This is a genomic window from Ectobacillus panaciterrae DSM 19096 (assembly GCF_000430785.1).
GTDB lineage: Bacteria > Bacillota > Bacilli > Bacillales > Bacillaceae_G > Ectobacillus > Ectobacillus panaciterrae.
The window spans coordinates 25,747-35,451 of sequence record NZ_AUMR01000056.1 but is presented as its reverse complement, the minus strand read 5'-3'; the positions used below and the strand labels follow the sequence as shown (position 1 = coordinate 35,451).

The following is a 9,705-nucleotide window of genomic DNA, read 5'->3' as shown; positions in this document are numbered from 1 at the left end:
ATGGTGGAGGATGACGGGCTCGAACCGCCGACCCTCTGCTTGTAAGGCAGATGCTCTCCCAGCTGAGCTAATCCTCCATATGACCCGTACGGGATTCGAACCCGTGTTACCGCCGTGAAAGGGCGGTGTCTTAACCGCTTGACCAACGGGCCGTGGCAGAGAAGAAGGGATTCGAACCCTCGCACCGCGTTAGCGATCTACTCCCTTAGCAGGGGAGCCCCTTGAGCCACTTGGGTACTTCTCTGTATGGCTCCGCAAGTAGGATTCGAACCTACGACCTATCGGTTAACAGCCGATTGCTCTACCGCTGAGCTATTGCGGAATAAAATAAGTTATCTCCATATCATTGAGAGACTTCTTATATTTTACAAAAGCTTCGTTAACAAGTCAATGCCTTATTAACAATTTTTATGCTCGTTATGACTAACGTGACACGTTTATACTATACTGAATTGCTCCTTGCCTGTCAAGATATTTTTATATGCTTACAAGCTGGCCTTTGCACCTTCCGCATACGTAGCGATTCGTATCCATTTTTCTCTTTCGGATATAGCAGCAGCCGCAAGCTGTGCACTTATACTCATACCGCAGCGCTTTTGTCGTTTTCTGCGTTCCGGGTATCTTTTTGCAAAAACGCGGCGCTTCCACTTCTTTCAGCAGCTGACGGAAATCAGCATCGCGATGCTGATAACCCTTTCCCTCTAGATGGAGGTGGTAATGACAAAGTTCATGCTTGATGACCTCGATCAGCTCTTCCTTTCCGAAGGTTTCATAATAATGCAGATTCAACTCTATATTATGACTCCGCAGCAGATACCTGCCCCCTGTCGTGCGAAGACGTTTATTGAAGGATGCCTTGTGCCAAAAAGGTTTACCAAAATATTGAAGAGACACTTGTTCTACCAATTGCTGCAGCGCAGTTTCGTTCATTCCTTTCATCCCCCTCACAAAAACTTACACTCTTCCGTTGTCCTGTGCATATACTGTACATATACCCATCTCTACTTCAAAAAGGAGGGATGTCTATGCCAAGCTGGCTGCAAAAACAGATACGCCGCGCTTATTATGAAAAAAATCGTTATCAAATCAGACTTCTGAACGAATGTTGGTTTTATTATAAAAAAATAAAAAACTGATAAAACAAGGACAAGGGAGTGCCCAACTGCTCCACTCCCTTATCATCTCTATTCCAAAGGCAGCATGGATAAGGAAACCCGCCCTTTTTTCGCGTCTACTCCATCTACCCAAACTTTCACAATTTCCCCGACAGATACAACATCAAGCGGATGCTTTACAAAACGATTGCTGAGCTTGGAGATATGAACAAGCCCATCCTGCTTCACGCCAATATCCACAAATGCACCAAAGTCTACTACATTTCGGACGGTGCCTTCAAGCTCCATGCCGCGCTTTAAATCCTCAAGCTGCAGAACATCTTTTTTCAGCAGAGGCTTCGGCAGTTCGTCACGCAAATCGCGCTCCGGCCGAATCAACGCATCTACAATATCTCGAAGCGTTGGTTCTCCGATGCCCGTTTCTTGCGATAAAGCCAAGATATCCATCACTTCTAACGCGCTCTTTAATCGATCTGTTCCTAAATCCTTTGTTGTAAGACTAAGCTGCTTTAATAAACTTTCTACATCTTTATATCGTTCAGGGTGAATGCCTGTATGATCTAATGGATTCTTTCCTTCTGGCACGCGCAAAAAGCCGATACATTGCTCGTATGTTTTCGCTCCTAAACGCGGAATACTTTTCAACTGCGTGCGGCTTGTAAATTTCCCGCTTTCTTCTCTCTGCTTTACAATATTTTTCGCTACTGTTTTTGATAGACCGGATACATATTGCAATAGAGAAGCAGAGGCTGTATTTACATTTACGCCGACTTGGTTTACTGCAGTTTCTACAACGAATGTAAGAGATTCGTTTAATTCCTTTTGTGATACATCGTGCTGATATTGGCCGACACCTACAGATTTTGGATCAATTTTCACCAATTCCGCCAATGGATCCTGCAAACGGCGTGCGATAGAGATTGCACTTCTCTCCTCTACCTGCAGATCGGGAAACTCTTCCCGCGCTAAGTCAGAAGCAGAATATACACTCGCGCCTGCTTCATTTACTATAATATAGAAAATATCTCGATCCATCGTTTTTAAAATATCCACAACGAACTGCTCTGTTTCCCGAGAAGCTGTTCCGTTTCCAACCGCTACCACTTCAATATCATATTTTTTTAAAATCGAATTGAATTTCTCTTTCGCTTCTGCCGGCTTCGCTTTTGGCGGATGCGGATAAATGACATCAATATAAAGCACTTTTCCTGTGTCATCTACTACTGCAAGTTTACAGCCTGTACGATAAGCCGGGTCCACACCAAGAACTGTCTTGCCCTTCATCGGCGGCTGCAGCAATAGGTTACGCAGATTTTCAGAAAAAATATGAATGGCCTGTTCTTCTGCTTTTTCTGTCAACTCTTTGCGAATCTCGCGTTCGATGGAAGGCTGAATCAGGCGCTTATAGCTATCTTCTATTGCCTCTTGTACATATACAGCTGTCGGTGAGGAAGGATATCTCACTACTCTTGTCTGTAAGTACTGCACAATCTCCTCGGAAGGCGGAACAATCGCAATTTTCAATATGTCTTCTTTCTCTCCCCGATTCATAGCCAATACGCGGTGAGGCACAACCTTTTGAATTGATTCAGAATGATTATAGTACATTTCGTATACGTTCTTTTCATCCTTCTCCTCATCCTTGACAGATGCAGAGATACTTCCTTTTCGGAACGTTGCATCTCGAATCCATTTCCGATAAGCTGCTTCATCGGAAATCTGCTCCGCAATGATGTCCTTTGCTCCTTGCAACGCTTCTTCCTCTGTCGTCACTTCTTTTTCCGAGTTTATAAACTCCCTTGCTTTAGCAGGAACATCAGCGTGCTTCGGAAGATTCAGAAGCCACTGTGCCAACGGCTCTAGTCCTTTTTCTTTTGCAATCGTTGCTTTTGTTCTTCTTTTCTCTTTATATGGACGGTATAAGTCTTCTACCTCTTGCAATTTTGTTGCCTTTGTAATTTGCAAACGAAGCTCTTCTGTAAGCTTTCCTTTTTCTTCAATAAGACGAAGAACTTCTTCTTTTCTGCTTTCGAGATTTAAAGCGTATTGCCATTTCTCTAAGATGGCGCGAATTTGCACTTCATCCATGGAACCTGTCCACTCTTTTCGGTAGCGGGCAATAAACGGAAGGGTATTCCCCTCTTCCGTCAGCTGAATTACATTATGTACATATTTTTTTATGATACCAAGTTCTTTTGCAATGGTTTCTATTAGGTGCTGTTTCATATTTTCCATTTGTGCTTGCAATTAAATTCCCTCCTTAATAAAAAAAGTTGCCCTCTAAAAGAGCAACTTCACCGATGAGTTAAAAATCTATAAGTCCCAAACTAATTTGCAGAGCTTCATCTACACGACCCATCATACCATCGTCTAAGTGAGTGATTTTGTCCGTTAAGCGTTGCTTATCAATTGTTCGAATTTGCTCTAACAAAATAACAGAATCTCTCTCAAACCCATACCTTTTCGCGTCGATTTCTACATGAGTAGGTAATTTGGCTTTTTGAATTTGTGCTGTAATGGCTGCTACAATAACAGTAGGACTAAATCGGTTTCCGATGTCGTTTTGGATAACCAATACAGGGCGAACCCCGCCTTGCTCAGAACCAACAACTGGGGAAAGGTCTGCAAAATACACGTCGCCGCGCTTTACAATCAAAGGATTACCCCCCGCTAACTAAGCGTTCTACCGTATGAGCTGCTTCATACTCCGCTAGGAAGGATTCAGAGGCAATGTTTAGGTTAATTTCTCCCATTTCTATATATCCACGTCTTATGGACTCATGTTGATAGCGCTTCTTTGTTTTATGTTGGCGCAAAAACATTTTTGTTGCTTCATAAATAAGTTCATTTCGGTTGCAATTCTCTTGTTTTCCGATTCCGTCTAATTCTGATACTATTTGCTTAGGCAAACGAACAACGATTTCTGTCGTTACACTTGATTCGGACACAAAGATACACCTCCAACATCAACTACACACACCGATTTTATATATATATTGACACCTATTTTAATAATACCATTGTATGGGGTATGTTGCAAAGACTTCCTGACTTCTTGTTTATGTTTTCCAACTGGAAAATAAAACATTCATGCATACTGATATTTTTATCGTTCTGCTAATAGGTTTTCAATTTCTACGACTGCGCCGCCCTTGCGGAATACACGCGGCACGCGGAAATTAACCATACAAGGAACCTCGTAGTTAATGGTTTTCAGGTAAGCCGCAACGTCATCCATGCTTACGTGCTCTTGCCCTTGCTTGCCAATAAGCGTAACTTTTGTACCCACTCCCATTTCATAGGGAAGATGAATCATTAGCTGATCCATACAAATACGCCCTACAATCGGAACACGTACCCCATCGGCAAGCACTTCAAACCCTTGAAGTTTTCGCGTCCACCCATCGGCATAACCAACTGGAATTGTTGCAATCCACTCTTGGCTGCTTGTCGTATAGGTTGCTCCATAACTGATGCTTTCACCGGCCTCCACTTGCTTCACATGTACAATTTTACTATGAAGTGAAAATGCTTCTTGAAGTGAATACGGAAGAAGGTGGCTAATTTCAGGTGAAGGCGTCAGACCATACATCGCAATCCCAATCCGAACCGCATTGAAGACACGATCCGCAAAGCGCAGGCCTGCCGCGCTGTTTGCACAATGCACAAGCTGCGGACGCCCTTTCATTTCTTCAAGCCATTGTAATTGCTCTAAAAATCGCTTATATTGCTTCTCAAAATAAGCTGTATTGATTTCATCCGCTGTGGCAAAGTGGGTGAAGGCTCCCTCAAGCTCAAAAGAAGACGCATCCCGTAAAGCTTCTATACAAGCTGCCAGCTCCTCTTTTGTATGAATGCCAATTCGTCCCATTCCGCTGTCAAATTTAAAGTGCAGATGCAAAGGCTCAGCAGATTCCCATACGCGTTTTGCTTGCTCCAGCCATTCCGCTTGAAATACTGTTAGTGTGATACGGTGCAAAGCTGCAATATTCACATCCTCAGGACGAGTTGCCCCAAGCACTAAAATCGGCGCCGTAATTCCTGCTTCTCTAAGCGACAGCGCTTCATCCAAAAAAGCGACTGCCAGACGTGTTGCACCTGCGTCAAGCGCCGTTCTTGCCACAGGAGCATCTCCATGACCATAGGCATTTGCTTTTACAACTGCAATCAGTTCTACATCCTCTGGCATATAATCTTTCGCATGTTTTACGTTTTCGTAAACAGCGTCCAAGTCTACTTCTACCCACGTGTCTCGGTAAAACGATGACCCTTTCATTTGAAGAACACTTCCCTTATACGATATGCAATGCTTATTCTTATATATTCGCAGTTTTTTTTTGCTGCAATCTATCATTGATTATTGACCTACGCACTCCAATTGTCAACTCTAAGAAAAGCGCAACCGGCTCGTTCAGCTCTTCAAACGCCTCCCTTCCTTACTTCAACAACAGAAAACGTGACGGAAAAACCCGTCACGTTTTTGGTTACTTCGAAGCCTTCTCATACACTGAACGAGCTACCGTCAACAGTTCATCCGGCGTCAGCCCTTTTGCAGCCAGCGTATAGTCCACTCCGTTATGCGCCCACGTTACAGAGTTTTCCGTCAGAGCTCCTACCGTAAAGCCTAAATCAACCGGTTCACCGCTCACGCTGATCGGCGCACTTGTTGGTGCAGCCTTCGCTTTTTCTTGAATTAACGTAAAGGATTTCTTGCTGTCTCCATACGTCAAAATAACGCGTTTGCCATTGCTTGTTTGCAGCTGCTTCTCCTCTTTTTGCTTCATGCCTTTCGGTACATCATTCGGATATAAAATAGCGAATGGCTTATCTTCTTTTGCCGCTGTAGGCACTTCCATTTGTGCGCCGGACATGTTTTTCTTCATATCAAACGCACCCTTATCAAACTTTGCATCAAATTTAACCTTAGAAAACTTCACTTCAACAAGGACATTGCTGTCATTATCCATCAGCTTTACCCCTACAGGCGCCAAGTCCTTTTTACTGAAGGTGATTTCCTGCTTCGGAATCATGTTATGATTTTGATAGTTTGTTTTCGTCTGGAATACGTAATAATCGTCCGTGCTTTTGAACGTCGCTTCTTTATCCTTCAAAACGTCGCGTACAAGAGATTCATACAAGTACGATTGGCTGCTGTTTTGCGGCCAGTCGCTTTGGAAACGAAAGCTCTTGTTTAAAGCAGGCGTTAGTACAAAAACACCGTCAGCATTACGCAAGATAATTTGACTTTGGTCTTTTTTGGAGTTTTTTAAATTCACGCGATAATATGTCGGCTTACTATGCCAAATATCCACGTCATACTCCTGCAACTCGGCACCTGTCTTGATGGACAGCTTTGCCTCCGCCTGATACCCTGTCATCTTTTTTACCTTTGCATCTAGATCCCTAACGACGTCCTCCTTGCTCTTTTGCATACAGCCCGTTAAAGCAAAGATTGTAAACAGTCCAAGCAGCACTGCAAACAGCCGTCTCTTCATCTCTTCAACCCCTTTGTCTCATAAATAAGCGGAAATCTCCCCTGCCGCTACTCAAATATATGAGACGAGGTTTAGGAATATGCAGACTAGCTTGACGAGCTTTCGAGAATTACTTGTGCTACTGCAAACTGCTTGCTGTGACTGATAGAAACATGAACGATATGAGAAACCGGCGCTGTTAAAACAGGTTTTCCCCTCTCATCATTCAAAATTTCCAAATCTAAAAAACTGACTTCTTTTCCAATACCGGTTCCCGCAGCTTTAGAATATGCTTCTTTTGCCGCAAAGCGCCCCGCTACAAATTCAACTTTTCGCTGACCGTGTAAACGAAAAGCAGCTTCCTGCTCCCGTTCTGTTAAAATTCGGTCTATGAACTTCTGCTGTTCCATCAGCTTTTCAATGCGTTCAAGCTCAATAATATCTATCCCTGTTCCAATAATCATGTCTGCTCCCCTTCTCTTCTATTTCATTTCTTATTTACATATTGTTAGAGTAGCAGACAAACAGCCTTTTGCAAAAGGAGTGGAAGAATGATGATATTCGGTTCTCGCGCCGCTTTTCGCTTCCCGCCTGTCACAACATGCCTTCTCATTCTTCAGCTCTCATTATGGCTCATTCATCCCCTGCTTTTTGCAGGGGTCGGCTGTAACCAATGCCTCGCGCACGGAGAATGGTGGCGGCTTGCTACCTCATTATTTATTCATTATAGCTTTTCGCATCTTGTAGGAAACAGCCTTTGTCTGTTTGCCATTGGGAGTTTTCTTGAGATACGGCTTACCAAGATACGTTTTCTCCTTTTATTTTTTGCGGCAGGCATCGCTGGAAACATTCTCACTTTTTTGGTGATGCCAGTTAACTTTGTTCATACTGGTGCATCCGGAGCGATTTTTGGACTGCTTGGGGCTCAGCTCTATATGTTTTATACGGAGCGGCATCGCTATAGCCGCGAACAAATTCTTCTTGTATTTGCTTTAGCTCTTTTGGTCACGGCCACATTCTTTGGGCCGAATACAAATATAATTGCTCATTTGGGCGGACTGCTTGCCGGGGGGCTATTTACGCCTTTTTTGTATAAAAAATGAAAGAGCAAGCTTCACTTGAGGTAAAATATCCCGATTTTTATACTTTCTTATCTTTGAACAAAAAAAACAGCCTCCTAAGAAGCTGCTTTTTCTACTGCTATTACTTCGCTGCAGATGGCTTACGGCTGCGGCTGCGATTTTCTGTACGTCCGTATTGGCCGCCTTGCTCTTTGCGAGGACCGCCTTTACGGTTTCTGTTACGGTCACGATCACCACGGTTACGGTCGCGATCACCACGGTTACGGTTGCGGTCGCGATCTCCTCTTCCGCGGTTGCGGTCTCTGCTTACTACCGGCGGCTCATCTGTTAGTTTGATCGGTGTATCATCCGGCTCTTTTGTCATTGCTTTTAAAGCTGCCGCCACTACTGTTACGGACTCGTGCTCTTCTAAAAGCTCTTCTGCCATACGTTTGTAGTAAGACAGGTTGTCACCGCTCTCGATGATGCTTGCTAACTTTTCTGCAATCAAGCGTTGTTGTCCTTCTAACGCTTCATCTAAAGTCGGCGGCTGCATACGGTCGATTTTACGGTTCGTTGTGCGTTCAATATTCTTTAATTGTCCCACTTCACGCGGTGTTACAAACAGCATCGCAAGGCCTGTTTTTCCTGCGCGTCCTGTACGTCCGATACGGTGAACGTAGGATTCTGGATCTTGCGGGATATCGAAGTTGTATACGTGTGTAACGCCGGAAATATCCAATCCGCGCGCAGCTACATCTGTCGCAACGAGGACTTCGATAGAACCTTCTTTAAATTTCTTTAATACAGATAGGCGTTTCGCTTGTGACAAATCACCGTGAATACCTTCTGCTGCATAGCCGCGAAGCGTCAATGCTTCTGACAATTCATCTACACGGCGCTTTGTACGGCCGAATATGATTGCAAGCTCTGGAGATTGAATGTCAAGTAAACGAGTTAAAATATCAAATTTCTTCTTCTCCTGCACTTCTACATAGAACTGCTGGATGTTTGGCATTGTAACTTCTTTCGCTTTTACTTTAATGTGCTTTGGCTCTGTCATAAAGCGCTCTGCGATACGGCGAATCGGTTCTGGCATTGTAGCGGAGAACAGAAGTGTTTGGTGATCTTCCGGTACATCTGTAAGAATCGCTTCAATATCTTCAATGAAGCCCATGTTCAGCATTTCATCCGCTTCATCCAATACAACTGTTTCTACATTTTGCAGGCGAATTGTTTTGCGATTAATATGGTCTAGAATACGACCTGGAGTTCCTACGATCAGGTGAGGATGCTTCTTTAAAGCACGGATTTGACGGTTGATGTCTTGACCGCCATAAATAGGCAAGATACGTACTCGTTTATGAAAACCGATTTTGTAAAGCTCTTCTGAAACCTGAATCGCAAGCTCACGAGTCGGCGCGATAACGATACCTTGAATGTTGTCATTGCTTGTATTTACTTTTTGTAATAGCGGCAAACCGAACGCTGCTGTTTTTCCCGTACCTGTTTGTGCCTGTCCGATGATATCTGATCCTTCTAAAGCAACCGGAATCGTTTGTGCCTGAATTGGCGTTGCTTCCTCAAATCCCATCTTTTCTACGGAGTTGAGTAATTGTTCATTTAATCCTAATTCTCTAAATGTTGTCAATGTTAATGCTCCTTTTCTATCAAAAATAGCCAAGCGTACTCTTTCTTAAGATGCACACAGGGCATAGCCCAATGTTAAAAGGGCGTTAAACAGTATAGACAATCGACATATCCAACTGTCTAAAAATCAAAATAAAACAGATGCTCTAGTATGAAACATGCTGCCTTTTAAAATTTCACATAGATAGATGCAAGCAAGAAACGCTGCATAACATGCTCATACTGCCTAGCCTGAAGCTAGGAAAAAATATTTCCAACGGTAATCGCTAAGGGGATAGAGAAGTTGGGCGGGTTCTAGTCCGTCAACGTGTCACTCCGCCAGCATTACCTGTCTTTTTAAGGTGACACGTTAGAAGCCCCCGGTTTAAAACGAAGATTCGTTTCGTTTACATATAAGGGAGGATT

At 43.6% G+C, this 9,705-nt stretch carries 10 protein-coding genes and 4 tRNA genes; 2 read left to right on the top strand and 12 right to left on the bottom strand.

The genetic code is table 11. The features are described 5' to 3' along the window. Nucleotide 1: 1 nt before the first annotated feature. The 5 genes from H540_RS0114460 to H540_RS0114440 form a co-directional block, all read right to left on the bottom strand. Nucleotides 2–77: transfer RNA gene (locus tag H540_RS0114460), tRNA-Val, on the bottom strand. A gap of 3 nt (nucleotides 78–80) precedes the next feature. Continuing rightward, nucleotides 81–152 (bottom strand) — tRNA-Glu (locus H540_RS0114455). Nucleotide 153: 1 nt separating this feature from the next. Continuing rightward, a tRNA-Ser gene (locus H540_RS0114450) sits at nucleotides 154–244 on the bottom strand. A 3-nt stretch (nucleotides 245–247) separates the two neighbouring features. After that, nucleotides 248–322, bottom strand: a tRNA-Asn gene (locus tag H540_RS0114445). Between the two features lie 155 nt (nucleotides 323–477). After that, a complete protein-coding gene (locus H540_RS0114440) occupies nucleotides 478–930 on the bottom strand; it encodes a SprT family protein (protein ID WP_028401280.1) in 453 nt (150 codons plus the stop codon). A gap of 95 nt (nucleotides 931–1,025) precedes the next feature. Between H540_RS0114440 and cmpA the strand changes: the two genes are divergently transcribed. After that, on the top strand, nucleotides 1,026–1,136 hold the full coding sequence (cmpA, locus tag H540_RS33215; RefSeq protein WP_155891027.1) for a cortex morphogenetic protein CmpA: 111 nt from the start codon (nucleotides 1,026–1,028) through the stop codon (nucleotides 1,134–1,136). 48 nt (nucleotides 1,137–1,184) lie between these two features. On the opposite strand, the gene H540_RS0114430 is transcribed toward cmpA, so the two are convergent. The 6 genes from H540_RS0114430 to acpS all read right to left on the bottom strand — a co-directional run bounded on the left by H540_RS0114430 (nucleotide 1,185) and on the right by acpS (nucleotide 7,053). After that, a complete protein-coding gene (locus tag H540_RS0114430; protein WP_028401279.1) occupies nucleotides 1,185–3,350 on the bottom strand; it encodes a Tex family protein in 2,166 nt (721 codons plus the stop codon). Nucleotides 3,351–3,420: 70 nt separating this feature from the next. After that, nucleotides 3,421–3,771 (bottom strand): type II toxin-antitoxin system endoribonuclease NdoA, encoded by a 351-nt coding sequence (gene ndoA, locus H540_RS0114425; RefSeq protein ID WP_028401278.1) that lies wholly within the window; start codon nucleotides 3,769–3,771, stop codon nucleotides 3,421–3,423. Nucleotides 3,772–3,775: 4 nt separating this feature from the next. After that, complete coding sequence (locus H540_RS0114420; protein ID WP_028401277.1) at nucleotides 3,776–4,063, bottom strand: CopG family ribbon-helix-helix protein; 288 nt, start codon at nucleotides 4,061–4,063, stop codon at nucleotides 3,776–3,778. A gap of 158 nt (nucleotides 4,064–4,221) precedes the next feature. Then, nucleotides 4,222–5,391: an alanine racemase gene (gene alr, locus H540_RS0114415; protein WP_028401276.1), complete on the bottom strand. Its 1,170-nt coding sequence runs from the start codon at nucleotides 5,389–5,391 to the stop codon at nucleotides 4,222–4,224. Between the two features lie 208 nt (nucleotides 5,392–5,599). Next, nucleotides 5,600–6,547, bottom strand: a complete 948-nt coding sequence (locus H540_RS0114410) for a LolA family protein (RefSeq protein ID WP_028401275.1) — start codon at nucleotides 6,545–6,547, stop codon at nucleotides 5,600–5,602. A gap of 149 nt (nucleotides 6,548–6,696) precedes the next feature. Continuing rightward, the gene (gene acpS / locus H540_RS0114405; protein WP_028401274.1) at nucleotides 6,697–7,053 is read right to left on the bottom strand and encodes a holo-ACP synthase; all 357 of its coding nucleotides are present in this window, start codon (nucleotides 7,051–7,053) and stop codon (nucleotides 6,697–6,699) included. Nucleotides 7,054–7,140: 87 nt separating this feature from the next. Here acpS and H540_RS0114400 point away from each other — a divergent pair, with 87 nt between their 5' ends. Next, the gene (locus H540_RS0114400; protein WP_028401273.1) at nucleotides 7,141–7,692 is read left to right on the top strand and encodes a rhomboid family intramembrane serine protease; all 552 of its coding nucleotides are present in this window, start codon (nucleotides 7,141–7,143) and stop codon (nucleotides 7,690–7,692) included. 100 nt (nucleotides 7,693–7,792) lie between these two features. Here the strand turns inward: H540_RS0114400 and cshA are convergent, their stop codons facing one another. Next, on the bottom strand, nucleotides 7,793–9,301 hold the full coding sequence (gene cshA, locus H540_RS0114395) for a degradosome RNA helicase CshA (RefSeq protein WP_028401272.1): 1,509 nt from the start codon (nucleotides 9,299–9,301) through the stop codon (nucleotides 7,793–7,795). Between the last annotated feature and the right edge of the window lie 404 nt (nucleotides 9,302–9,705).

What these genes read in the sequence shown, in the direction of transcription:
- H540_RS0114410 (WP_028401275.1), bottom strand. Translation starts at nt 6,547, where the DNA reads ATGCAAAAGAGCAAGGAGGACGTCGTTAGGGATCTAGATGCAAAGGTA.
- H540_RS0114430 (WP_028401279.1), bottom strand. Translation starts at nt 3,350, where the DNA reads ATGGAAAATATGAAACAGCACCTAATAGAAACCATTGCAAAAGAACTT.
- acpS (WP_028401274.1), bottom strand. Translation starts at nt 7,053, where the DNA reads ATGATTATTGGAACAGGGATAGATATTATTGAGCTTGAACGCATTGAA.
- H540_RS0114440 (WP_028401280.1), bottom strand. Translation starts at nt 930, where the DNA reads ATGAACGAAACTGCGCTGCAGCAATTGGTAGAACAAGTGTCTCTTCAA.
- H540_RS0114400 (WP_028401273.1), top strand. Translation starts at nt 7,141, where the DNA reads ATGATGATATTCGGTTCTCGCGCCGCTTTTCGCTTCCCGCCTGTCACA.
- cmpA (WP_155891027.1), top strand. Translation starts at nt 1,026, where the DNA reads ATGCCAAGCTGGCTGCAAAAACAGATACGCCGCGCTTATTATGAAAAA.
- alr (WP_028401276.1), bottom strand. Translation starts at nt 5,391, where the DNA reads ATGAAAGGGTCATCGTTTTACCGAGACACGTGGGTAGAAGTAGACTTG.